The 24,847-nt window shown below is 35.7% G+C and carries 34 protein-coding genes and 1 tRNA gene; 31 read left to right on the top strand and 4 right to left on the bottom strand.

The genetic code is table 11. The features are described from left to right. Positions 1-13 precede the first annotated feature (13 nt). The 17 genes from H8S51_RS11320 to H8S51_RS11245 all read left to right on the top strand — a co-directional run bounded on the left by H8S51_RS11320 (position 14) and on the right by H8S51_RS11245 (position 15,489). Positions 14-1,126, top strand: a complete 1,113-nt coding sequence (locus tag H8S51_RS11320; protein ID WP_186900437.1) for a DUF4422 domain-containing protein — start codon at positions 14-16, stop codon at positions 1,124-1,126. Positions 1,127-1,289: 163 nt separating this feature from the next. Continuing rightward, positions 1,290-1,361: transfer RNA gene (locus H8S51_RS11315), tRNA-Arg, on the top strand. A 97-nt stretch (positions 1,362-1,458) separates the two neighbouring features. Further along, positions 1,459-2,826, top strand: a complete 1,368-nt coding sequence (locus H8S51_RS11310) for an SH3 domain-containing protein (protein ID WP_241070689.1) — start codon at positions 1,459-1,461, stop codon at positions 2,824-2,826. A gap of 115 nt (positions 2,827-2,941) precedes the next feature. Beyond that, positions 2,942-3,697 carry a 23S rRNA pseudouridine(2604) synthase RluF gene (gene rluF / locus H8S51_RS11305; protein ID WP_186900435.1) on the top strand — a complete coding sequence of 252 codons (756 nt, stop codon included), beginning with the start codon at positions 2,942-2,944 and terminating at the stop codon, positions 3,695-3,697. Next, positions 3,694-5,718: an NAD-dependent DNA ligase LigA gene (ligA, locus tag H8S51_RS11300; RefSeq protein ID WP_186900434.1), complete on the top strand. Its 2,025-nt coding sequence runs from the start codon at positions 3,694-3,696 to the stop codon at positions 5,716-5,718. The genes rluF and ligA overlap by 4 nt, the downstream gene beginning before the upstream one ends. Before the next feature lie 130 nt (positions 5,719-5,848). Then, positions 5,849-6,781, top strand: a complete 933-nt coding sequence (metA, locus tag H8S51_RS11295) for a homoserine O-acetyltransferase MetA (protein ID WP_186900433.1) — start codon at positions 5,849-5,851, stop codon at positions 6,779-6,781. A 409-nt stretch (positions 6,782-7,190) separates the two neighbouring features. Beyond that, the gene (locus tag H8S51_RS11290) at positions 7,191-7,631 is read left to right on the top strand and encodes a hypothetical protein (protein WP_186900432.1); all 441 of its coding nucleotides are present in this window, start codon (positions 7,191-7,193) and stop codon (positions 7,629-7,631) included. Positions 7,632-7,648: 17 nt separating this feature from the next. Beyond that, positions 7,649-7,942 (top strand): HU family DNA-binding protein, encoded by a 294-nt coding sequence (locus tag H8S51_RS11285; RefSeq protein WP_186900431.1) that lies wholly within the window; start codon positions 7,649-7,651, stop codon positions 7,940-7,942. A 184-nt stretch (positions 7,943-8,126) separates the two neighbouring features. Continuing rightward, entirely contained in the window at positions 8,127-8,483 is a 357-nt protein-coding gene (locus H8S51_RS11280; protein WP_186900430.1) for a hypothetical protein, read from the top strand. 16 nt (positions 8,484-8,499) lie between these two features. Next, positions 8,500-8,634, top strand: coding sequence for a hypothetical protein (locus H8S51_RS18125; RefSeq protein ID WP_256451896.1), 135 nt, complete (start codon positions 8,500-8,502; stop codon positions 8,632-8,634). Between the two features lie 22 nt (positions 8,635-8,656). Then, on the top strand, positions 8,657-9,085 hold the full coding sequence (locus H8S51_RS11275; protein ID WP_186900429.1) for a hypothetical protein: 429 nt from the start codon (positions 8,657-8,659) through the stop codon (positions 9,083-9,085). A 226-nt stretch (positions 9,086-9,311) separates the two neighbouring features. Continuing rightward, positions 9,312-11,177 carry a HAMP domain-containing histidine kinase gene (locus H8S51_RS11270; protein WP_186900428.1) on the top strand — a complete coding sequence of 622 codons (1,866 nt, stop codon included), beginning with the start codon at positions 9,312-9,314 and terminating at the stop codon, positions 11,175-11,177. 153 nt (positions 11,178-11,330) lie between these two features. Continuing rightward, complete coding sequence (locus H8S51_RS11265) at positions 11,331-12,590, top strand: hypothetical protein (RefSeq protein WP_186900427.1); 1,260 nt, start codon at positions 11,331-11,333, stop codon at positions 12,588-12,590. A 64-nt stretch (positions 12,591-12,654) separates the two neighbouring features. Then, positions 12,655-13,734 (top strand): hypothetical protein, encoded by a 1,080-nt coding sequence (locus H8S51_RS11260; protein ID WP_186900426.1) that lies wholly within the window; start codon positions 12,655-12,657, stop codon positions 13,732-13,734. 185 nt (positions 13,735-13,919) lie between these two features. Then, a complete protein-coding gene (locus H8S51_RS11255; protein WP_173886029.1) occupies positions 13,920-14,267 on the top strand; it encodes a helix-turn-helix transcriptional regulator in 348 nt (115 codons plus the stop codon). 17 nt (positions 14,268-14,284) lie between these two features. Next, the gene (locus H8S51_RS11250) at positions 14,285-14,782 is read left to right on the top strand and encodes a hypothetical protein (protein ID WP_241070688.1); all 498 of its coding nucleotides are present in this window, start codon (positions 14,285-14,287) and stop codon (positions 14,780-14,782) included. 107 nt (positions 14,783-14,889) lie between these two features. Next, positions 14,890-15,489, top strand: coding sequence for an Ntn hydrolase family protein (locus H8S51_RS11245; RefSeq protein ID WP_186900424.1), 600 nt, complete (start codon positions 14,890-14,892; stop codon positions 15,487-15,489). Positions 15,490-15,511: 22 nt separating this feature from the next. Here H8S51_RS11245 and H8S51_RS18435 read toward each other — a convergent pair whose 3' ends face one another. Then, positions 15,512-15,730, bottom strand: coding sequence for a helix-turn-helix domain-containing protein (locus H8S51_RS18435; RefSeq protein ID WP_186900423.1), 219 nt, complete (start codon positions 15,728-15,730; stop codon positions 15,512-15,514). Positions 15,731-15,869: 139 nt separating this feature from the next. On the opposite strand from H8S51_RS18435, the gene H8S51_RS11235 reads away from it, so the two are divergent. Both H8S51_RS11235 and H8S51_RS11230 read left to right on the top strand, forming a co-directional pair. After that, entirely contained in the window at positions 15,870-16,367 is a 498-nt protein-coding gene (locus H8S51_RS11235; protein WP_186900422.1) for a zinc ribbon domain-containing protein, read from the top strand. Next, positions 16,345-17,106 carry an Ltp family lipoprotein gene (locus H8S51_RS11230; RefSeq protein WP_186900421.1) on the top strand — a complete coding sequence of 254 codons (762 nt, stop codon included), beginning with the start codon at positions 16,345-16,347 and terminating at the stop codon, positions 17,104-17,106. The genes H8S51_RS11235 and H8S51_RS11230 overlap by 23 nt, the downstream gene beginning before the upstream one ends. 765 nt (positions 17,107-17,871) lie before the next feature. Here the strand turns inward: H8S51_RS11230 and H8S51_RS11225 are convergent. The 3 genes from H8S51_RS11225 to H8S51_RS11215 all read right to left on the bottom strand — a co-directional run bounded on the left by H8S51_RS11225 (position 17,872) and on the right by H8S51_RS11215 (position 19,017). Continuing rightward, positions 17,872-18,180 carry a hypothetical protein gene (locus tag H8S51_RS11225; RefSeq protein ID WP_186900420.1) on the bottom strand — a complete coding sequence of 103 codons (309 nt, stop codon included), beginning with the start codon at positions 18,178-18,180 and terminating at the stop codon, positions 17,872-17,874. 63 nt (positions 18,181-18,243) lie between these two features. Further along, a complete protein-coding gene (locus tag H8S51_RS11220; protein WP_186900419.1) occupies positions 18,244-18,756 on the bottom strand; it encodes a DnaJ domain-containing protein in 513 nt (170 codons plus the stop codon). 54 nt (positions 18,757-18,810) lie between these two features. After that, positions 18,811-19,017: a hypothetical protein gene (locus tag H8S51_RS11215; protein WP_186900418.1), complete on the bottom strand. Its 207-nt coding sequence runs from the start codon at positions 19,015-19,017 to the stop codon at positions 18,811-18,813. Positions 19,018-19,256: 239 nt separating this feature from the next. Here H8S51_RS11215 and H8S51_RS11210 point away from each other — a divergent pair, with 239 nt between their 5' ends. From H8S51_RS11210 to H8S51_RS11155, 12 genes are all read left to right on the top strand, one after another. Then, positions 19,257-19,568: a hypothetical protein gene (locus tag H8S51_RS11210; RefSeq protein ID WP_241070687.1), complete on the top strand. Its 312-nt coding sequence runs from the start codon at positions 19,257-19,259 to the stop codon at positions 19,566-19,568. A 69-nt stretch (positions 19,569-19,637) separates the two neighbouring features. After that, positions 19,638-19,805 (top strand): hypothetical protein, encoded by a 168-nt coding sequence (locus H8S51_RS11205; protein ID WP_186900416.1) that lies wholly within the window; start codon positions 19,638-19,640, stop codon positions 19,803-19,805. A gap of 130 nt (positions 19,806-19,935) precedes the next feature. Next, positions 19,936-20,514 carry a sigma-70 family RNA polymerase sigma factor gene (locus tag H8S51_RS11200; protein ID WP_186900415.1) on the top strand — a complete coding sequence of 193 codons (579 nt, stop codon included), beginning with the start codon at positions 19,936-19,938 and terminating at the stop codon, positions 20,512-20,514. 12 nt (positions 20,515-20,526) lie between these two features. Next, a complete protein-coding gene (locus H8S51_RS11195) occupies positions 20,527-21,624 on the top strand; it encodes a DUF262 domain-containing protein (RefSeq protein ID WP_186900414.1) in 1,098 nt (365 codons plus the stop codon). Between the two features lie 53 nt (positions 21,625-21,677). Continuing rightward, on the top strand, positions 21,678-22,034 hold the full coding sequence (locus H8S51_RS11190; RefSeq protein ID WP_186900413.1) for a hypothetical protein: 357 nt from the start codon (positions 21,678-21,680) through the stop codon (positions 22,032-22,034). A 23-nt stretch (positions 22,035-22,057) separates the two neighbouring features. Further along, positions 22,058-22,291, top strand: coding sequence for a hypothetical protein (locus tag H8S51_RS11185; RefSeq protein WP_186900412.1), 234 nt, complete (start codon positions 22,058-22,060; stop codon positions 22,289-22,291). Between the two features lie 18 nt (positions 22,292-22,309). Further along, positions 22,310-22,543: a hypothetical protein gene (locus tag H8S51_RS11180; protein WP_186900411.1), complete on the top strand. Its 234-nt coding sequence runs from the start codon at positions 22,310-22,312 to the stop codon at positions 22,541-22,543. Positions 22,544-22,562: 19 nt separating this feature from the next. Continuing rightward, complete coding sequence (locus H8S51_RS11175) at positions 22,563-22,760, top strand: hypothetical protein (RefSeq protein WP_186900410.1); 198 nt, start codon at positions 22,563-22,565, stop codon at positions 22,758-22,760. 66 nt (positions 22,761-22,826) lie between these two features. Then, complete coding sequence (locus H8S51_RS11170) at positions 22,827-23,354, top strand: HNH endonuclease (protein WP_186900409.1); 528 nt, start codon at positions 22,827-22,829, stop codon at positions 23,352-23,354. Positions 23,355-23,472: 118 nt separating this feature from the next. Then, positions 23,473-23,808 (top strand): helix-turn-helix domain-containing protein, encoded by a 336-nt coding sequence (locus tag H8S51_RS11165; RefSeq protein ID WP_186900408.1) that lies wholly within the window; start codon positions 23,473-23,475, stop codon positions 23,806-23,808. A gap of 53 nt (positions 23,809-23,861) precedes the next feature. Further along, positions 23,862-24,086 carry a UDP-N-acetylenolpyruvoylglucosamine reductase gene (locus H8S51_RS11160; protein WP_186900407.1) on the top strand — a complete coding sequence of 75 codons (225 nt, stop codon included), beginning with the start codon at positions 23,862-23,864 and terminating at the stop codon, positions 24,084-24,086. Then, the gene (locus H8S51_RS11155; RefSeq protein ID WP_186900406.1) at positions 24,076-24,489 is read left to right on the top strand and encodes a type II toxin-antitoxin system VapC family toxin; all 414 of its coding nucleotides are present in this window, start codon (positions 24,076-24,078) and stop codon (positions 24,487-24,489) included. Before H8S51_RS11160 ends, H8S51_RS11155 begins: the two co-directional genes overlap by 11 nt. Positions 24,490-24,847: the final 358 nt, after the last annotated feature.

Genomic DNA, 24,847 nt, shown 5'->3' with positions numbered 1-24,847 from the left:
GGAGGGACATATCATGTCCATGCGCATATATACCATGACACACAAAAAATTCACGCCGCTGTCGGATAAACTGTATGTACCGCTCCATGTCGGAAGGGCATGTGGGGAAGATTTTGGATATCAGGGAGATGATACAGGAGAACAGATCTCGGCATTGAACTGTTATTACAGTGAACTGACAGGATTTTACTGGATCTGGAAAAATTGTCATGATGTGGATTATGTCGGTACCTGCCATTACAGAAGATATCTGATCAATGAAAAGGAACAGATTTATACGGAGGCGGAATACCGGGAACTGTTAAAGAAATATGACCTGGTCACAACGAAAAAGGTTCAGTTAAATAATTCTTACTATGATGGATTTTCGGCAAATCATAATATACGGGCGCTTGAAATGACAGGAAAAGTCATAGCAGAGAAATACCCGGAATATGCAGATGCGTTTGACACGCTGGTAAATGGCAGACAGACTTATTTTGGAAATATTCTTGTCACATCAAAAAAATTATTTGATGAATATGCGTCCTGGCTGTTTTCCATTTTTTTTGAAGTGGCAGAGCGGATTGAACTGGAGACGGGAGAAGATGCCTACCATAAAAGAGTATTTGGATTTATTTCTGAATTTCTATTGCTTGTTTGGGTTACCGTTAAGAAATTGCGTGTGTATGAATGTAAGGTGGGAATGCTTGGAGAAAAGGCAGAAACAGGTGAATTAAAACAAAGACTTGCCGAATGTTTCAGAAAACGTGATGTTGATCTGGCAAAAAAGATTTTTCTGGAAACAAGAGAAATGCGGCCGGATGTATTGATGGAGGCGTCGGATATCACAGGTGAATTGCATCTTTGTATGCAGATCATTGCAACCGCAGGGGAGGAAAGGTGCCATGGAGAAACAATGATCCTGGAGAGGGAAAATGATTTCGACAGGCTGATAGAAATTTTCTCAGAATTAAACCGGATTGTAAGCAGGTACCGCGAAGACAGTCAGAGCACAGAGGATATCTGTTTCCTGAAAAAAGAAAAAATATCGGGGACTGCCGTCTGGGTGGCAGTTATGATAGGAAAAGAATCGGATAGTGAAAAAAAGGATCTTCTGAATCGTATATTAAAAGATCTTCATTAAATTTTAAGAAATGCCGGAGAACAGGAAAATACAAGCGTGCGGAATGACACGGTAACCTGTGCCGGCATTTTTTGTTGACAATTATTTTAGGGTCTGTTATGATAAAACGTGCGTGAAAAAGTGTTTTTGCGTTGTAGATCCCTTATATGAATAGTAAGAGCAGGCAACCGTAGTCTAATGGATAGAACACCGGACTCCGACTCCGGCAATGCGGGTTCGATTCCCGCCGGGTGCATTTTGACAGTCAGATAGCAGGCGGCATACTATATGTTTCGCCTGTTACATATTTTTGTGAAGTTTTATATAACAAATGGAAAGGGATGGAAAATACAATGGCTTCTTCGAATGTTGATGATAAATTAAAAAATGATACAGAAAATAAAGAGACAGGTAATAAAACAGAAAATAGTGGGACAAATAAGATCCTTATGTTCATAAAACAGAATGTCCGGTATATCACAGCAGGTGTATTATTCCTTGCACTTGTGCTTATTTTAGTGAAAGCCGGATCACCGAAACAGTCACAGAACGGACAGGATGTTGCGGCAACAGAAGTTACGTCAGAGGCATCGAATGATGCAGTGCAGGAATTTGAAGTGGATGCATATGAGGATGTAAATACATTAATCAACCAGTATTACACCGCATATGCAGCAGGAGATACGGATACTCTTCAGACAATCGCCACTCCATTGTCAGAAAATGAGAAAAGCTATATTTCTGTATTCAGTCAGTATGTTGATGCATACCAGAATATCAAATGTTATACCAAACAGGGGCTTGATGCATCTTCATATCTTGTGTCTGTTTATGTGGAAGTAAAATTTAAGGATGTAGATACAGTTGCACCGGGACTGGATTTCTTCTATGTGCGCACGAATGATGATGGCAGTGTATATATTGATAACCTTTACAGCCAGTACAATTTAAAGATAAAAGAAAATGCGTTAGATACAAGCATCCAGAACCTGATCAGTGAGTATGAGGGAAGTGAAGATGTCAATTCACTCCAGAAAGAAGTCCAGGACAAATATGACACGGCAGTTGCGTCAGATGATAAGCTGAGCGAGATGATCCAGACGACAATTCCGAATGCGATCACTGAGTGGGCAGGTACGATTGTAAGCCAGAATACCGAAACAGAAAGTACTGAGCAGCAGGTACCGGAAGAAACAACGGAGGCAGAGCAGTCTGAAACGCCGGAAGAGAATACAGACCAGCCTGAGGAAAATGGACCGACGCAGAGCGAACCGGATACAGTTTATGCAGTAGATACGGTAAATGTAAGGGCAGCAGCAGATACCGAATCAGAAAAACTTGGTACGTTAGAGCAGGGTACAGCACTTACAAGAACAGGTACAGATGGTGAGTGGAGTATTGTTAATTATAACGGTCAGACCGGATATATCAAAACAGAATATCTGACTACAAAGAATGCTGATTCTGAAGCAGACAATGGACAAACAGATAATGGTGGTAATGATGAACAGACATCTGCAGGTGATTTCATAGCAGAGGGAACAGTTATTACATTAAAGGATTCTGTAAATGTACGTTCTGGAATGAGTGAGTCAGACAGCAAGATAGGAACCGCATTTACAGGCGAGAAAGTAACGGTGGTCATGAGTTATGCAGAAGGCTGGACAAAGGTGACATGGAATGGTCAGACCGGATATATTAAAACTTCCCTGTTGCAGTAACTGCTGAATATATGATGTGTAGCAGGATTCCAGCAACAGACTTGTTGTCATAGTAAAAATGGCGGAGACTTTAAAAAGAAGTCTCCGCTTTTGTGCAGAAAGAGAAAGGTGAAAAATGCAGGAGGCAGTCAGAATCAATAAATATCTCAGCGAGGCAGGAGTGTGTTCCAGAAGAGAGGCAGACCGCCAGGTGGAAGCCGGAAATGTGATAATAGACGGTGTGGCTGCATCCATGGGGGCAAAAGTATTGCCGGGACAGACGGTTCTTTTTTGTGGAAAGCCGGTAAAAAAAGAAGATGAAATGATACTTCTGGCATTTCATAAACCGACAGGAGTAGTATGCACTGCAGAAAAGAGAGAAAAAAATAATGTGGTGGATTATATCAACTATCCCAAACGGATTTATCCAATTGGAAGACTGGACAAAGATTCCGAAGGATTATTGCTTATGACAAACAATGGTGATATTGTAAACCGCATTATGCGTGCCGGAAATATGCATGAAAAAGAATATATTGTTACCGTTAATAAACCTGTGACGGACAGTTTTCTGCGGGGACTTGCAGGTGGCGTGCCGCTGGTGGAATTGAATGCTACCACACGTAAATGTAAAGTCTGGCGGACAGGAAAAAGGCAGTTTGGCATCATCCTGACACAGGGATTGAACCGGCAGATCCGCCGTATGTGCGAATATTTTGGATACAGAGTGGAAAAACTGGTAAGAACCCGTATTATGAATATCGAACTGGGAGATTTAAAAGCCGGGAATTACCGCGAAGTAACATCACAGGAATATGATGAACTGATGCGGCTTGTAAAAGATTCATCAAACACGACAGTGATTCACAGACGGGATGGAGGAGACAGATGACACCGGAAGAACAGATCAAAGAATTAAGAGATAAGATCAATTATCATAGCGACAGATATTATAATCAGGATAATCCTGAAATCTCAGATTATGAATTTGACATGTTGATGCGGCAGTTAAAACGTCTGGAAAAAGAACATCCGGAGCTTGTAACGGAAGACTCGCCGACACAGCATGTCGGTGGTACGGCAAAGCGTACAGCAGGTATTTTGGTGCACCATAATGTTCCGATGTTAAGTCTTCAGGATGTATTTTCGAAGGAGGAAGTCGTTGATTTTGTGGAGCAGATGAAAGAGCAGTTAGATGATCCTGAGTTTGTGGTGGAATATAAGATTGACGGATTATCTATGGCACTCCGCTACGAAAATGGCGAACTTGCCCTTGCGCTGACGCGTGGTGATGGGGTGAACTTTGGCGAAGATGTGACAGCAAATGCAAAAGTGATCTCAGATGTTAAAAAGAAACTGAAAGACCACCCGGAATATCTGGAGATCCGTGGTGAAGTCTATATGAAAAATGAGGACTTTGACAGAGTCAATGAACAACAGGAACTGCTCGGTAAAAAGATTTTTGCAAATCCAAGAAACTGCGCTGCAGGAACGCTGCGCCAGCTTGACAGCCGTGTGACAAAAGAAAGAAAACTGTCCATGTTTGTATTTAATATCCAGCAGGTGCGTGGCATGGAGATTGCAACGCATACCGAAGGATATGAATTTTTAAAGAAACAGGGGATTCCGATCATCGAAGATTACAAAGTATGTAAGACTGCAGACGAAGTCTGGGATGCCATCACGGCAATCGGAGAGAATCGTGGAAATCTTGGCTATGATATTGACGGGGCAGTCATTAAGATCAACCGTTATTCAGACAGGGAACTGCTGGGAAATACCTCGAAAGTCCCGAAATGGGCGATCGCATACAAATATCCGCCGGAAGAAAAAGAAACGAAACTGCTTGATATTGAGCTTTCCGTTGGAAGAACAGGAAGAATCACGCCGACAGCGGTTTTTGAACCGGTGCGCCTGTGTGGAACTTCTGTTTCAAGAGCAACATTGCATAATCAGGATTTTATTGATGATCTTGATGTGGGAATTGGTGATACGATCGTTGTTTATAAGTCCGGAGAGATCATTCCAAAGGTCAAAGAAGTCCGCAAGGAAAAAAGACCGGACGGCTGGAAGCGTTTTATGATTCCGGATGTCTGTCCGGTCTGCGGTGCAAAGACGGAACGCGAAAAAGATACAGCAGATATCAAATGTACGTCGCCAAACTGCCCGGCGCAGTTAGAACGTCATATCATTAACTTTGTCGGCAGAGATGCCATGGATATCAAGGGATTTGGTACGGTTTATATTGAAGAACTTGTGCGTTTGGGGTATATTAGAGATATTGCTGACATATTTGAACTGAAAGATCACAGAGAAGAACTGATCGAACAGGGAATTATCGGAAAAGAAAAGAATACGGACAAACTTTTAGATACGATCGAAAAGGCAAAGGAAAATGATGCGTATATGCTTCTTACCGGATTTGGTATTCCAAATGTTGGGAAAGCGGCAGCAAAGACGATCATGAAACGTTTTTCCTCGATCACAGATTTAGAGGAAGCAGATCGGGAAACTCTAATGGAGGTGGATGATGTCGGAGAAGTGAGTGCAGACTGCATTTTCCGTTTCTTCCATGACGAAAAAAACAGAGCGATGATCAATCGTTTAAAGTCGTTAGGTGTAAATATGGAAGCGGAAGAAACAGAGACGATCGATTCGGCAGTCAGCGGAAAAACAGTAGTTATTACAGGTACTTTGCCGACACTGGGAAGAAAAGAAGCAGCAGAGCTGGTGGAAAAATACGGCGGAAAAGTATCCGGTTCCGTATCAAAAAAGACAGATTATGTTGTTGCGGGAGAAAGTGCGGGCAGTAAACTGACAAAAGCACAGGAACTTGGAATAACCGTGCTTACGGAAGCAGAACTGTTTGCCCTGCTTGGAATTAATACAGAGAATGGGAGTACAGTGCGATAAATAAGTTCGATAGCTTATTTATCACACAGGTATTTGTTTCTGGGCAAAACAAATACTTTTTATGGCAGACACAAATCTGACATTTGCGTCGCCGCTTCCCAACAAATTGCTCAGAGAATGGAGTATAATTATGCCAATTAAGACACAGAGTGATTTACCGGCAAAAGAGATATTGGAAAAGGAAAATATATTTGTTATGGATGAAAGTCGTGCAACACACCAGGATATCCGTGTCATTGAGATCGGAATCCTGAATTTAATGCCGTTAAAAGAAGACACAGAGCTGCAGCTTCTGCGTTCATTGTCTAACACACCGTTACAGATCAATGTGACATTTATTACGGTATCATCCCATGAGTCAAAAAATACATCCATGAGTCATTTAAACAAGTTTTATGAGACATTTGATGGAGTGAAGAACCGTTATTTTGATGGACTGATCATTACAGGTGCTCCGGTGGAACAGATGGAGTTTGAGGAAGTGGATTACTGGAAGGAAATGTGTGATATTTTTGAATGGACAAAGACACATGTAACATCCACAATGCATCTGTGCTGGGGTGCACAGGCAGGACTTTATTATCATTATGGACTAAAAAAGCATCTGCTGGATAAAAAAGTATTTGGTGTGTTTGAACATCATGTCATGAACCGTAAAGTGCCGTTAGTCCGTGGCTTTGATGATTATTTTATGGCGCCTCATTCAAGACACACGGAAGTCCGTGCAGAAGATATCCGGAAAATACCGGATCTGACGATCCTTGCTGAGTCAGATGAAGCAGGCGTTTTCCTTGCAATCGCAGATGAAGGCAGACGTATTTTTGTCATGGGACATCCGGAATATGACCGTGTCACACTTGATAAGGAATACAAACGTGATAAAGCAAAGGGACTGCCGATCGATCTCCCGGTCAACTATTATCCGGATGATGATGATACGAAGAAACCTAGATTAGAGTGGCGGTCACATGGAAATACCCTCTATTCAAACTGGCTGAATTATTATGTGTACCAGACGACACCGTATGAGTTTATCGATACGGCGGAGATTGTAGGGAAATAAGGACTTAGAGCTGTTTTTATAGGGTTTGCGTAAAAATCAAAAATTAATAGTAAGTTGATATATCTTCATATAAATTGATATAATTTTGTATATCTGTGGAGACAAAATGGAGACAGCTCAATTTTGATGGAGACAAAATAATCAATTATATTTGGAGAAAAGAATCTTATGTAAAAAATAATAGTGCAGTGCATTATTTATATTTAGGACATCTTAATAAGTCCATATCAGTTATAGCAATATGATTGATGTGGGCTTATTTTTGTGCCTTAAAATCGAAAGACACACAAATACACACTAATGCTCATAAAATGCTTATATGAGCCACAGAGAGCGTCACAGAGCCTTTATATGACCGAATTAAGAAATATGCATTTCATTGGAAGAATTACAAGGAGGGACAGACAGCATGGCAAAAGCAATAAATAATATGGACGATTTGGCTATTGCATTGCAGCCAGTAATGAAGAAAATGGTTGACAATATGGCAAATAGAGTATATAAGACATTGAATTTCTTTCTACAGGGATATTACGATTCATATAATCCGATTTTCTATCGCAGACAATATGATTTTTTGAGGTCAGGTTTTAAGGTTAATGCAAGAATTGTCAGAGGTAAGGCGATAGCATTGGTTTATATTGATGTGGGTTATATGAGTAATTACTATGGTGTAACTGGTCAACAGGTCGCAACATGGGCGAATGAAGGTCTGCATGGTGGAAAGAATTTAGCAACTAATACACCGCATGTATGGGATGCAACGATGGCAAATACTGTTGATAATGGAGAATTGGTAAGAGATGCAGTTGCTTATTTGAGAAGTCAAGGATTTACAGTTAGAGTATAAGGAAGGAGGGTGACACAATGAGATTACTTAAACAGGATGTAATAGACAAATTAACTGAAAAGACAGGCTTATATAAAAAAGATGTACGAGCTGTATTAGATTCATTCCATGAATTAGTTTATGAAGAATTGGATGCAGATAATTCAATTCTTATCACAAATCTTTTTAAGGTTGAGCCAATAACAGTTGATTCAAGAAAAAGATACAGTCCGTATGTTGATGATAATTACTACATTGAGAAAGAACATAAGACTGTAAAAATCACACCAGCTTCAAATCTATTGGATAGCTTGAAGAAAGAGGAAGAGTAATGAGTAAGATTTTACATATCAAGGATGCTTAATTTTGAGTTACCAGAGAAGTGCAAGGATGATATAGGTTGTATGGTATCTCTGTTAGGAATGCATCTACAACAAGACAGAGACTTTCAAAAGCCACTGATAAAGAAAAATGTACAATACAATATGAATTGATAACAAAATAAGGACGTAAAGCATGAATGATATACCAGATTGCAGTAGATGTGAACGCTGTAAAAGTATGGAATATTTATTTGATGATTTTTATTGTTGTGAAGAAAACGAACCATCACAAATATATGGATTGCTTGGTGTATATTGTCCACCAGAAGTCAGTCCTATATGGTGTCCAAAGAAAGTAAAGGAGAATGAAGAAGTAATGAGAAATATTGACACAAAGGCTACAAGAGAGAACATTAGCAAGGATTTGAATAATCTGGGAGAAAATAGAACTGAAAATATTGGAGATTTGAAAGTCGGATTATTTGGCAGTCTTGATATGAATAGGACAAGAAAAAAGATTAAAAACTCATTGGCTAAGTTATCATTATAGAAGGAAAACTAAGATTATGATAAAATTAAATATCAATATCAAAGTAAACGAGATTGAGGAAATTGCACCAGTTATTGAAAGTGTGAAGAAGTTGGAATTGAATAAAATTTCTGAATGTAACGCAGTAGTAACAGTAGAACTTGAAGTATAGGATTGGAAGGAGATTAAATAATATGACAAAAGAATTAAGCATTGAAAACATTAAGAAGGAACTGATTGACAAGATTTCCAATAACTCTGATATTTTAGAGTATTTTGAGAATTATTTGCAATCTCACAAGCATTGTTTAAAAGAATATGGAATGAAGTACATAAAAGATAATTTTATTTTTGCTAATGATATGTCCGTGTTCGAGTATGATAATTTTATATCTGTCGAGGTTACTGAGAATGAACTTTTAATATGTGGAAATATAGAAAAATGCTACAATGTTAATATTATTGTTACTTTTGAAGATTGTAAGGATATTGATACAATATCAATTATACTTGGAAATATTGCTACTGAATTATATCCAGATAGATCTAATTATAAAAATACTGTATATAGTTATGAGGGTAAAAAGCAACTTATAAGAGTGGTACAGTTTACAATCAGATAATCGGCAGACATACACCGATTCTAAACAAATGTATGGATATTTCCCAACAGGCAGGAAGTAAAAGAAAGTCTGTATCAGAGATCAAGAATATCTAACGTGCAATTCTGCACATTTCCCAATATGAGAAATTGAATAAATTTGACTGCTGCATTTAGTAGTTTATTAAGGGGAACGAATTTTAGTTTACCTTTATTTCTTGACCTCTGATTTATCAAAAAGGAGGAAAATGATTAGTGACAATAAGATTAAATGTATGTATTTCAATAAACGATTCAATGAGAAACCACAAGGAAAACAATGTGGATGGGTGCAGAAAAGTTTAATTGAGACAGAAATTGCAATAGAAGATTTGGCAGATGCTTTATGTCATGGAGCATCATTTAAGCCAGGAGTTTTAGTTGGCGGTATGAAAGCTGATAACTGGACACAGCAACAGTTATTTGGCTTGGATTTTGATAATGGAATGTGCATAGAAGAAGCATATAACAAGGTTATTTCTCTTGGAATTGTACCATGTTTTATGTACACCACATTTTCACACAAGGAAGAACATCATAAATTCCGCATGATATTCTGCAATGATACAGTTATTACAGATGGCAGTATCAGAGATAAATTACAAGCTACACTTATGGGTGCGGTGGGTGGAATTGATGAGGTATGTTTCAATAGAGATAGATTGTTTTTCGGTGGCAAGGGGAATGAGACATTATATCCATCTTATGACAGTAGAATCAATGCAAAATCAGTTATTGATAAATACTGGAAAGATGAGTATGAGCAATATATATCAAATGCACAGCCAAAATCAAAGAAGAAGCCTGCTGCAAAAAAGGAAAAAGCTGATACGGAGGTAAAACCCGTATATGAAAACTTAAATGTCAAAGCAATCAAGGAACATGATGTTGAATATTTGCGTACAGTATTAGCACATGAACCGATTGAGTTTGATACAAAAAATGAATTTTGGGATTATATCTATTCGGAACTGGATATCGCAGAACTGATAGATATTGACGATCCGAGGTCTTTTTGCTGTATTCTGCATGAAGATCATAACCCTTCTGCAAACATCTTTACTACGAAAAATGGAGTTCAAAAGTATAGATGTTGTTCTGAAAATCTTACTCTTAACATAAAACAGTTGATTGAAATGTTGGGAGATTTCAAATCTGAATATAAAGCTATTCAATTCATAATGGATATTTATAATCTGTCTATAAAGGAATCTCAATGGAGCATTGAACAGCGTGAAAACATAGACATGATGATAAGTAATATCACTCTGAATAAATTTCAAGAACTATGTCCACAGGCTGATAAAAATATCAAATATGCAAAGGACACATTTCTTATGATGCTGTCTATTGCACGAAACAATATTTATAGCGAGAAGTTTTCTAATGATGATGGAGAAATAATCTTTTACGTTACCAATAAAAAGTTGGCTGAATACATGGGAAAAGGTAATAGCCAGAAGAAGATTGACAAGATCAATAAGTATGTGAAAATGCTTATCTATCACGATTTAATACGGATATTAGATAATGACCAGATACCAAAGGAATTATTGAAAAACGCATTAAAATATACGAATGGCAATAAGAATCGTGTCAATTTCTATGCTATTCCATCATGGGTAGTACAACAGTTGAAAACAATAGAAGATAACGGAATCCGTTGGAAAGATAAAGGTTATAGAATTGGCGGTGTATCGTTTGATATGTTCTATCGTTCTGAAGGTTTTGAGGTAGCCGCCTCATTATATCCCCAGTATAAGAAAAAGAAAAATGAATATGGTGAGATTGTAAACAGAACTACCACAAAGGCTAGTGATGAATGTACATTGAAGATTTCAGAAGTGATTTTGCATTGTATTCAAAGAAAAGGATATTGTACCGAGAAAGAGGTTGTTTATATTCTTGGTAATGAGTATAGATACGAAGTCACAGAGACACAGATTAAGCGATGTTTAAATGAGATTATGGATTGTTATGGATTGAAGAAAGTCAAAGCTAATAAGGTATTAAAGGAACAATTTGATATAAAATCAGACGGCTATCCCTACATAATAATTGAAGATGAGATGTAAGGGTAGGTAAAAGGGTAGGGGGGTGTAACTAAGATATATATATGTTACTACCCACCCCTTTTACCCCCTATTCGATATTGATTGACTGAAAGACAGTATGAATTTGATTCTGCTGTCTTATTTTTATGCGAAGAATAAGGAGAAATTTTATAAATGGATACAGCAAAAATATGTAAGAAATGTGGGAGAGAACTCCCAATAGATAAATTTGGAATAAACCATAATTATACAAGAAGTATGTGTAAAGAGTGTTTTAATGAAGGAATGCGAGAAAAGCGTTATCAACAAAGATTATCAGATGGCATAGAAATATATCATAAAGATAAGTTGATGAAGATACAGAGGAAATATAAGAAACCATACCATTTTCAAATCTTGTATAGGTCGGAATCTGGTATTGATACTATTGCAAAAGATGAAGTGTTTGTGCGTTTATTTGACTATAAATCTGTATGGACTTCTAATTATGGTAGGATAATTCAGAGATTGAATGATGGAACATACCAGCTTGTAAAAGGTGTATATTCAAGAGCCACAAAGGAATTGACCTATACACTTGACAGGAATATTTATTTCAAATCTAAGAACAGATGGGGATATAGGAAAGAGAAGGTAACTGCCAGTGATCTTGTAATTCAGATGTTCGTTGTCAATTATGACATGAAAAATAATACAATGGTTTGGCATAAGAAGAATGATACAAAGGATAATTACTATAAGCATTTATTCCCAGTCACAGATAAACAATACAATGAGATTTTAAGCATATATGAACAGGACGGAACAATCACAGATAAGCAGATTATGGAGATTGTGAATGCGGTAGAGTTTAAACCCGATGATTGGAAACCTTGGCATAATAAAAGAACTTATGAAGGTGTCGGTTATGTCGGTGCTGATACTTCAGATATTGATTATGAATCATACTCATTTGTAAAGTGGAAGAATATGATCCAGAGGTGCTATAGCGATGTTGTACATAAATTAAAACCTTATTACATGGATAAGGAAGTTTGTATTGAATGGCAGAACTACCAGAATTTCAAGATATGGTTTGACGCACATTATATTCCTGGGACTAAGGTCGATTTAGACAAAGATTTACTCTATAAGGAAGGTAATATCTACAGTCCAGAAACGTGTGCGTTTATGACGCATTTCTTGAATACAGTATTTGAGGATAGAGGAATTGAGAGCAACATCAAACAGAATGATGATGGTACATATTCAGTATCAATGATAGTTCTTAATAAGAAGATGGATATAGGTGTATTCGATTCAGAGGAAGAAGCACATACTGGATTTATAGATGGCAAGATTGATTATATTTGTGACCTTGCAGAAAAGTGTAAGGACAAAGTGCCAGATTATGTGTATGAAGGTATGCTGAATTATAAGATTGAAATTGACTAATAATCGGAGGTGGCAGATTTAACCCTGCTGCCTCTTTGCAGTTTATAAAGGAGAAAAAGGAATTATGGCTTATATAAAGGTCAAAGATAGAAGAAGATTTGAACGAAAAGAGTTCAGAGATTACATAAAGCTATCAGATGATAAAGTGCTTGACACAAAAAAGAATAATATAGATTTACTTGGAGATGATGAAATATTTGTACAGTTGGAAGATACACAGCATTATTGGATTTCAAGTCATGGTAGACTTACAAACAATATGAGGAAAGATAAAACATTCTTCTTTCATAAAATGGATAGCGGTGATCCAGAAAGAAGTGTTCATTGGACGATTGTAACATATGATATTGACGGAACTGCTTTACATGAAGAAACAAGTCCAGAGATACTTGTAGCAAAGCATTTCTTAATTAAGCCGACAGGATGCAATAAGATATGGCATATAGACGAAAATATGAATAACAATTACTACAAGAATCTGATTTATGTATCTGTAGAAGAGTATGAGTTGTTACGCAAGCATGTTAAAACAGTTGCAGAGCTTGGAAGAGAGCAGGAATATTATGATTACAATACCGTAAAGGGCAATCCAGCTTATAAAATTTATGAGGGGATTTATGCAAGATGCTATGGTGGTAGTTCATTATTGGTGAATCAATGCTACGATGATACTTATATGTGTGACGATTGGAAGAATAGCAGAGATTCTTTTGCTGAATGGTATTCTGCTAACTATTATGAGTGTGATGGAGAACGCATGGCAGTTGATAAGGATTTATTATGTCGTGGCAATAAAGAGTATGCACCAGACAAGTGTTGTATATTGCCTGAGACTATCAATTCTGCCTTGGCAAGTGCTACAAAGAGAAGAAGCCGTTATAAATCAGCAAAAGTTTATGCTATCGGTGTTGATTATGACAAAGGAAGAAATAAGTTCTATGCAAGGATTACACCATTCGGGCATGATAAACAGGTTATATTGCATTACTGGGACACAGCAGAAGAAGCATTTCAAGAATATAAGCTATTCAAGGAATCAGAGATTAGAATATTAGCGGTAAGATACAGAGAAAAGATACCAGAGCGACTATTTGACGCATTGATTAAGTATGAGGTACTTCCTTATAGTCCGTATGAAGATTGACGTTTCCAAAGAGGGAAACGTTGTAAAACTGAATTAAACCAATAGTTTAATGACAGATAATGCTTATAGGCATAAAATTAAATATAATTTCGAGGTGCTGTCAGATAAAATTACTGGAAGAAACATTGAAATAATGATAAAATATGTTTGTGTATCGGGATGGAAGATGTATAAGGAGGAGCAATGTGAAGCCTATATATTTATCAATCCAACAAGAAGCAACAGGAAACAGAATCAGAGAACTTTTATTGAATAATGGATATACAGTAAAAGATATTCAAGAAGTTATGGGATTTGAAAATCCACAGGCAGTCTATAAATGGCTTTCTGGTAAATCGTTACCCAACTTGGATAATCTGCTGATTCTAAGCAAAGTGTTACATACCAGTATAGAAGATATCCTCGTCATTGACGGGGATATTGCTATTTTGATGGAGGGTGCTACACAATGGATAATGTATGGAATAAAACAGATTTTTGGTATGAAAGAAAAAGACCGTGGAAGATACCTGGTCTTGTGTTGCGGAATATAAAATACAGCTTTCAGAGAGTGACAAAAGGTTATTGCGATAAGGATTTATGGAACATTGATTATTGGTTTATGAATCTTATGCCAGATATGTTGCAACAATTCAAAGATACAAAACATGGAAGCCCAAGTTGTTTAGGGACAGAGTATGTGGACGAACATGGGATTTCCTGCAATGATGAATGTCATGCAGAATGGGATAAAATTTTGGATAACATGATATTTTTATTTAGAGAAATGAATGAGGAAACGTGTCAGAAGAAAAATCCATATCTGAAAGAGCATGATAATATATTACAAGAATTTGAAGAAAAATACGGACTATTTGGAGAAAAACTTGAAGAAGGAAAGATGAATAAACTTGGTAGAGTTTTACATTTCCCTAGTGAAATACCAGAGTATAAGGATATTGAGGAAAAATATTATGCGGAAGAAAAAGCATTGAGACAGTACAGAGAAGATTGTAAGAATGAAGCATTGGAATTGTTTTCTAAATGGTTTTATTCGTTGTGGGATTAAAGATTAGGGCATATTGGATATTAAATTATCTGATATGCCCTATTTTTTTACCTTTTTGTAGGTGGATATGGTAGAATATTATAAAAAGTATGAAAGGATGTTTGAATATGACTGTTATTATGGGACATAAAACTGCAAATAAAATGTATCTTGGGGCAGACAACAGATTGTGTACACCTGATGATGAGCTTATTTGCGATAACGACAATAAAATCGTTGTAGTTAATGATAAGGTTGCAGTTGCATTTGCTGGATATGGTGGCGTAAAAACTATATTTGAAAATATGATAAAAGAAAATACAAAGGAAATTTATGTAGAGGATGTTATTCGTATTTTTAAATTTATATATTGGACTTTAAGAATAATGAAAAATAATAATGCATCAAAAAATGCTTTTCATTATGGGGCACGTTTTATCATAGCTGGAAAAAGTAAAAAGAATAAATACTGTATATATACGATGTCAATTCTAAATGGAAAGATAGAAAAACCTTCAATGGTTAACAGTTTTATGTTTCCCCCTTCTGATGCTGATACAAAAGAGTGTTGTGAGATATATAGTAAATATACAAAGGCAGATGATTCAAATTTTATACAAAATACTATTAAGGATATTTCAAAAATAAGTAAGGTTATTAGTTCATCTGGTGATATTTGGACGTGTGACATAACAACGGGAGAGAGTTCATTAAAACACTTTGAATAATTATAGTTTTCTGAAATCCTAATTATAATGGCTGATCGGTATCAGAGGGAATGTATCTGACAATATCGCAAATATCACAATCAAGAATCCGACACAGATCATTAAGTGTCTTGGTAGATACATCTTTATTATGCTTCAATCGGTGGAGTGTGCTATGTGACATATGATATTTATTTGTAAGTGTGTACCAGTTTTCACTTGAATTTTCAAGAGTATTCCAGAATGGGGAATAATCAATCATTGTAGCACCTCCGTTTCATTAGTTTATGAAACAAGTGTACTTTGTATTCTTTTGATTGAATATCTTCGCAAAAGCGAATATAATAGAGATATGAAACTTTTTGATTATGAAAAAACCAAAAGGGAGAGAGGTACAAGATATGGCTATGATTAAATGTCCTGAATGTGGGAATGAGATAGCAGATGATGTAAAAGTATGTCCTAGTTGCGGATTTGAGATTCAATCTGAAACGATGGGAGAAAATACTGATATAACAAATACTAATGAGACAGTACCAGCATATAAGAATAAAAAATATATTGGTATTGCCCTTTGCGTGGTAGCTTGTATTATGTTAGTTGTTGCATTTACAAGGGTAAATAATGATAAATACTCTTTCTATAAGCAACATTATAAGGAATGCATGGATGGGTATGCAGAAAACAAATCAACAGCAAACGATTATGGCGGTTGGTTTAACAGTTCATATAATTATATTGCATCAAGCTATGAAAATATGGCAAAAGATGATAATAAGAAGATATGGAGTTACCGCATACAAGCTATTATACTGTGTCTTGGTAGTGTAGCTTGTGGAATTGTTAGTTATAAATTTATAAAAGGGGAGATGGCGAATGGCATTAGTAAAGTGTCCTGAATGTGGCAGAGAAAATGTATCGAGTACAGCTAAGTCTTGCCCTAGATGTGGATATAATATAAAGGCATATTATGAATCACAACAGCAGACAGAGACAGTTTCTAATCCTGTTGCATCTGACAATAAAATCAATGTAAAGGCTATTATTGGTGTAGTGGCAGCGTGTCTTGTAATATTTTGCATACATTACTTCTCTACTAGATGTGCTTATGATGGCTGTACAGAGAAGAAAACAAGTAATAGTAAATATTGTGCATATCATTCTTTGTCAAGTTCTTATGGGTATTCAAATTATGATTATACACCAAAGACCGGCAATGCAGGAGCAGAAGCAAAAGCGGAATCATATTTGAGAAGTTCTGCATTTTCCTATACAGGATTGATTGACCAGTTAGAATATAATGGTTTTTCAGAATCAGAAGCAACATATGGAGCAGATCATTGTGGTGCAGACTGGAAGGAACAGGCATTAAAGAAAGCTAAGTCATATTTGAATAGTTCTGCATTCTCATATAGTGGATTGCAAGATCAACTTGAATATAATGGATTTACGGAAGAAGAAGCACAGTATGGTGTTGATAACTGTAATGCAGATTGGAATGAGCAAGCATATAAAAAAGCAAAATCATACATGAAATCTTCGCCAGATATGGGAAGAAGTAGAATGATAGAGCAGTTACAATATAATGGTTTTACTTATGAGCAAGCTGTATATGGAGTGGATCAAGCTGGATTGTAGTTTTTACATATCCCCATTCATATATAAGGTACTTAAATTTCACAGGTTTAAGAGTACCCCCCACCTATGGTATATATGTTTGCTTAAATCAATGATTTTGAGGTCAATTTGGCTTTGTAATAGTGTAGGCGAACAAGTTTACCTATGATGGATTTTGAAGCGGATTTGAGTTGATTTTGATTGATTTATTCAAAGGATATGTGGTGTTCTCCGTGGGGAACTGGGGTTGATGCAACCTTTTGGCGGTTTCCAATAAATCGGAATGGTGGATTCCGAAAGTTTTAGAAACCTATCAAAGCAGATAGTGTCGGTTTTAATCCTTCATTTTGAATGATTAGAAATGAACTGTCGCAAATTTGCAATATCTTTGGGTGTGTCCATTTGGACACACCCCCGTGATTGTTGGTCATGACCACTCATGGGAATTTTCGCATACAAGTGTGCGAAAAATTTTATCTTCTAAGTGTAACTGATTCACTTAGGGGAATTTTCCCTTTAGGTGGGAATGGTACTTCAGGATTCTCAGAATGAGAAAGCTGAGAAATATCGTAGGGGTAAAATTTTCAAGTCGCTGTATGGAAGAACCAACTACAGGGCGGTGGAGAAAAACAATTCCCTTTTTTCGTTTTTGATACCCCGGACTACATAATCCCTACTAAACCAGTAGGATATAATAACAATAAAAATATCAATAGAGCATATAAAAAAATATGGTGTAACTTTATCGGTTACACCATTGTATTATAATTATATTATGTTATTGCTTTATTCTTCTAAATCTGTCAAGTGTGGCAAGTCTGAAATAATATCATTGTAACTTTTTCCGTTTGGATTGTCTAACTGTTTTCCTATGTCTCCTAGTTCAAAACAAATATAATCATATTTATCATAGTACCAACCGCACACATCATCAAGCGGTATACAATTATCAAGTGATATATAATTTTGTGGGATAACTTCAATCTCTTTTATAACTGTTTCTGTTTTGGCTTGTGTAGTTCCTACCATGTAAGAGCATACCGACATAGTAACCATAATTGCGATAATTCCGATTGTTTTTATTGATTTCTTCATATTGTTTTTATCTCCTTTTCTATGTATCGGGTGCAGGCTTGTAAGTCATGCACCCTTATTTTTTTACGCTTCTTTCAGTCTCTTTGTTGCTTCTGTCTGTACTTCTGTACTTCCGTAATAGTTCCGTATATCATCCATAGATAATTTTTTCTTGCTTCTCTTTCTGAATGCTTCTGTATGAAAATACCACTTCTTTTTCTCTCTTGCCCATTTAAACCCTAGAGCCTTTAAACTGTCTTTATGTTCGTATGTGTTACCGTCAACCCATATCCAACAACCGACTATTTCAATATTGATATTTTCCATTGTAACAATATGCTGTAATACTTCCCTTAATTTTTCATCTTCTGAAAAATCATACTTCATATTATTATAATCTGTATTGTTGTCGGTGGTGTCGCTTGCGTTGTGTTCGTGTCTGTCTTTTAATGTTTTGAATAATGTATCATATTCAACATTGATTTCTTTTGTTGCTTCCGTTGATCCGTTTGGGTTGTCTGGGTGATACTTCTTTAATAACTCTTTGTACTGTTTTCTTAATTCTTCTAATGTTTCTACATTCTTAAAATATTTCATATTAAAACCTTCTTTCTGATGTTGTAGGCGGTATATTTCAACCGCCTATATTATTTAATTGTTTCTTTCTAATGCTTTAACATTGATTAGAGCATCCAATATATAAAACATATCTTTAGTTATTGCGGTGGCTATTCTGTTGTTATCTTCTGTATAAAGATTGATAGCACCGATTACATCATCATTAAGTTTTAACTTAATATCTGAAATACTGTTGTAACTGTTTACCTTTGTTTCTAATTGTTTTCTTGTAATTCTCATAAGAAAACCCTCCTTTAAAAAATTGATAATGTTTTGTTGTTGTCTTAATTATACACACATATATGTGTATAGTCAATAAGCATACACATAAAAATGTGCATAAAAATATTCACATAAATATGTGCATATTGCCAGTAGACTATGCACAGATATTTGTGTATAATACAGTTACAAGGTCAAACAAAACAGACCTACAACAACAAAATAATTTCATCATTAAGGAGGTAGTCATTATGTGTATGACAGTTAAAGAAATGAATGAAGCAATGAAGCAGATTCAAGAGTGGAAAAGAATCAAAGAAGAAGCAGAGGACAACATCACAACTTTAAATTTAAAGGTTATGGAGTTTCTTAATGAAACAGAAGAATGTGAAGCAGTTGATGACAAGGGCAAGCCAATCCGTAGATTTATCGGTAACATTTTCAAAGCTACTCTTTCAAGTGTTGAGCGTGAAACAGTCAACAAAGATGAAGTAAAGAAATTACTTAGTAAAGATGATTATGCAAAGGTTAGTAAAGTTAGTAGGTATCAGTCTTTAAGAATCAACTAACAACAAGCAATCAGCAGGGCAAGGGTGGAAAAATCCACCCGATACCCTAAAGAATAGGAGTGATTGACAATGAAAAAATATATAACCTATGAAGAGCCATTACAAGGAAGAATTTTCACAGAAAAACAGATGCACGAAGTTTATAGAGACTTAGCAGACAAAGCAGAATATCCCGATTTTGAGTGTTGGTTTACAGATATGTTGAGAAGTGGAGTATTTGAGGAGGTGCAAGCATGAAAACGTGGTACGAGGATAAGAAGAAAGCAGACAAATGAGCACAACGAGGCGAGCGATCAAGCCGTGGTATTCAATTACAACTTGCCTATCGGCAGTAATGCCACATTATAACAAGAAAGAAGGTGAGACAATGACAAGTGCAGATTTAACAGTATTAGAGCCATATTGTAAAGATAATATGCGACTGCTAAAAAAGTTATCAAAGTCAATCTTTTTGAGGCTTAACGAGCCATTGACAGAAGCAGACTATGACGATTTTTACAGCATTGCAAATATGACATTGTGGCAGTGTTACAACTCTTATAGCACCGATAAAGGAGCAAGTTTTAATACTTTTCTTTGTGATTGCTTAAAGAAAAAATTTAAGACAGAGATAAGAGACAGACACAGAGAAAAACGAGTTATCAATCAGTTTACAACCTCATTAGATGCAACTAATGACAGCGAGGAAGAATGTAGCATACTGGATTTTATACCATCCGATTTTGACACATTTGAGGAAGTAACCAAAAACAACAACGAACAATTTCAAGACAAGGTACAACAGTACATTTCAAAACTTTCTAATCAGCAGGTAAATATATTAAACCTTTTGATTGATGGGTACACACCTAAAGACATACGGCAGATTTTAGAAATTTCATCAACTGAATATGCTGAAAATATGAAGATTATGAGAAGTTTTGAAAATGTAAAGATTTTATTTTAGGAGGTAATCACTATGAAGAATATCAGAAAGCAGACATACACATTAGAGCAGTATTTAAAGGACATGAAGGCAGAAAAAATCAGAACAGACCAGGAATGTCAGAGATTATCAGGACAATGGAATCCAAACATGGTAAATGAACTGATTGCATCGGTTCTGACAGATGATTATATCCCACCTATTATTTTAGGTGAGGAAACAACATCAAACGGAATCACAAGACAATGGATAATTGACGGATTGCAGAGAAGTAGCACATTATCATTATTCAGATATGGAAACGCAAAAATAACAAAGAATCTTGATGAATATATGGTTACTTATCAGACAAAGGCAACCGATGCAGATGGAAATATAAAGCGAGACAAGCAGGGCGAAATTGTATGGGAGAATGTAGATTTTGACATTCGTAACAAGACATACGAGCAGTTACCAGAAGAATTGAAAGAGGTATTCAATGGCTATCAGTTAGAGGTTGTAATTCATCAGAATTGCGACACAACGCAAATTTCAAAATTGGTGCGCAAACTGAATAACTGCAAGCCGATGAATCAAGCCCAACGTGCTTTTACATATATTGATGCGTTTGCAAGGGAAATAAGAGAAATTGCAGACAACAGATTTTTCAAAGATATGTACTCTTGCAACAACAAAGACAGAATAAACGGAACTTTTGAAAGAGCCATCGGAGATATGGTTATCTTATCTGAATATCCTAATCAGTACAGAAAAGATACAAAGATAGGATTCAAGTGGTTAAATGAAAATGCAACCATTCTTGATTTTGAAAATCTTGATGATTTACTCACAAGGTTAGTAGAATCAACGGAAATCACAAGCGAGATAAGGGAACTGTTCAATAGAAAGAGTGCATATATCTTTGTGGCAGCATTTAAGGCATTTACAAAGTTAGGAAGGGAAGATAAAGCGTTTGGAGAGTTCCTGCATTGGTTAATTGCAGAAGGTAAAAATACAGAAATCAATGGAAAGACATGGACTGAATTAGATATAGACCGTTCTACAAGGGATAGCAATGTAGTACACGGAAAACTTGATTATCTTACAGCACTTATCAATCAGTATTTTACAGAGGTTAAGAAAGTAGCATAAGGTAAAAGGGGAGGGCAAACCTCCCCGATATAAGAGAAATTGAGGTAAAGCATATGAATACAATATCAGATATTTTGATGGATATAGACAGAGGTTGCCTTGCTAATAATATGATTGAGGATTGCTTCACATACAGAATTGTATATTTTGTCAATGAGGGAAACAACGGAAAGAAATATTATCTTGACAGCTCATACAGAGATTTACGGAAATCATTGGAAAGTATTATTAGAGGGAATTTAACCTTGACAAATAATGTTGTTATAGCAGAGACAACAGTATTAAAAAGAGGGAAATGTACTTGCTTACAGAGTAGGTCATATTCATTCAATTTAGAAGAGTATTTCAAGCGGATCAAGGGAGAATGTAACAGTAACAGAAATAATCAGTATTGCAGATATGCAGGATAAATGGAAAGGCAGGATATACATATATGTTTAATTTTAGAATAATTACAACAGCAGACGGAAACCAGATTATAGATAGAAACTTAAAAACTCCATATGAGGCACTTACACCAACGCAAATGTTGGAATACATGGAAATGGATAACAGCCTTGCTTTTATGGACATGGTGGAACGTAAAGCCAAACAGAAAGCGGAGCAGACGAGGAAACTTGCAAAGAACCCATTGTATAAAATGGCTTGCATGGTTGGCTTGATATAAGGATATGGGTGATAAGAAATGTATAAAAATTATGTCTATTTTAATAAAGAAAAGTCCATTGAAAAATATAAGCAGAAAATGTTTGACAATAGTATTTTTTCAAACATGAGAAAAGTCAATCAAGGAAAAAAGGAAGAGGTATATAAAAACCACGAGGCTTTAATTTGTATAGGCAAGAGAATTGTTAGCTTTTTAATCTATGATGAATACAATGCGAAAATGATAGAGGCAGTAAAGACATTGAACGATTAAGGAAAGGACTGAAAGCGAAATGATCACATCAAAATTTTTCAATATGGGACAGGTAGTAACCACAAGATCAATCTATGATCTTATGGTAGCGGAACAGAAATTTGCGGTTGAGGTCACATTTGCATTGCAGAGGTTTGCAGTTAAAGACTGGGGAGATATGGACGCAGAAGATAAACAGACAAATGAGGATGCTTTAAATTATCCAGATGAAAGATAAAAGGGAACTGTAAAGGATGGGACAGTCTGAAATATGGCTGTCCTCAATGGAAAAGAGGTTGATATTATGGCTTATATACTTACAAATGGAAATTATTACATAACAGTTACAGACACAGGAAAGACAACAAAAACGAATAATATAGATGAAGCAAAGTTATTTGCAACTATTGGTAAAGCACAAGAGAAAATCAAGAAAGCACCAGCAAAAACGAAAAATTATTATATTGAGGATATAGATACAAATGTAAAAATACAATGTAATGCAGATGGAAAAATCAAGCGAAAAAGATATTCTGATAATGTAAAGAAATTGCTTTATATGAATGCAAATGGAAAATGTGCTTTATGTGGTAGGAAGTTGTTATTTGAAGATATAACAATTGACCATAAAATTCCTTTGGCTTGTGGCGGTGCTGATTCTGTGGAAAATTTACAAATTTGTTGTCTGGAAGATAACCAGTTCAAAGGTTCAATAATGCCTGATGATTTTATGGAACGGATAACAAGAATTTTTCTATATCAGATGGATCAGAAAGAAGGCAAGCGGTTATTATGGAAGATTGTGCACAAAATATTAAATAAGATAGTATAAGCGAAAAATCGGCATTGGTTGAGGTGTAGCAACTTCTTCTAATGCTGATTGAAAATTAGGGAAAGGAGTGTTATAATATACACAGAAATCAATGTATATTTGTATGGAGAAGATGTTAATGATAAATTATAATAAATTGATGCAGAAGTTAAAAGATAAAGGCATAACGACATATATTATAAGACAAAAAGGCTTAATTCCACAGGGAATACTTACTAAAATGAAAATGTGTAGTGGGGATTCATGGGAAGATATTGATAATAATATAAAGGAATACAATGAAAAGCCAGAGAATGTAATAAAGGGAAGAGTGTTTGCTGGTGGCGATGTATCAACAAAAACGATAGAGGATATATGCCAACTCTTACAATGTCAGCCACAAGATTTAATTGAATGGAAAGTAGACTTAAAACCAGAGCTATCTTATGAAAATCGCTACAAAAATGCAAAATAATAGCATATAAAGAAACGACGATTTCATCCGAAAATTTAAAGGAGGTATGACCTATGACAGCATTAAGACAGAGTGCAATAATGGAACTGGAAAAAATACCAGAAGATAAGTTATCCTTTGTAATTCAGATTATGCAGGGTGTAAATGGATTATATAATGATTCTAATAAGGAAAGGAAAGATGCTTTTGCAAGATTAGAGCAGTTACGCAAAAAGGGGACTGTTACCGATGATGATGCAGAATTAGCATCTTACAGGGAAGATAAATATGGTAGGTAAAATTCTGATTGATACCAATATATTACTTGATTATCTTCTTGAAAGAGAACCATTCTTTGAGGATGCAAAGAAAGTAATCTCGTCATGTACCGAGGGAAATATAAAAGGTTGCATTGCAGCTCATTCTATTTCTAATATGTTCTTTATATTAAGGAAAGATTATACTGCAAAGGAAAGAAGAGAAATATTATCAAACCTATGCACGATTTTTGATGTAGAGGGCATAGACAAAGCAAAATTATTATCTGGTCTTGCAAATGAGGAGTTCTCTGATTTTGAGGATTGTTTACAAATGGAATGTGCAAAAAGTTATGGAGCAGAGTATATTGTGACAAGAAATGTATCGGATTATTCGGTATCAGACATAAAGGCAATTCTTCCAAGTGAATACTTAGGACTATAATAAACAAAGCACCAACGGAAAGAGATTTATCTTTCTGAAGGTGCTTATTTTAATCCTGCTGCTTGTTATGAATTTTATCAACAGCCTTTTCTAATTCTATTGTCTGCCAGCGTTTGCGGATGATCTGACTTTGTAATTCTGATAATCTTTTATTTGTGTAGCGTTCCATCCATTTCATAAAAGAAGAGGGTATGTGCTTTTCTGGTATCTTTTGAATGATAGCGAATGTCAAATCTTCTAAGTGGTCATAAATCTTATGTAATAAATCTTTGAAGCGATTCGGCTTCGTAATCTCAATGTAAATGTAAATCACCCCTTCCATATATATTATATAGGAAGAAAAACAATGCTACAAGCG

Source organism: Roseburia rectibacter (assembly GCF_014287515.2).
Classification (GTDB): Bacteria; Bacillota; Clostridia; order Lachnospirales; family Lachnospiraceae; genus Roseburia; species Roseburia rectibacter.
Note: the sequence above shows the minus strand (reverse complement) of the source record. Positions and strands in the feature narration are given on the sequence as shown.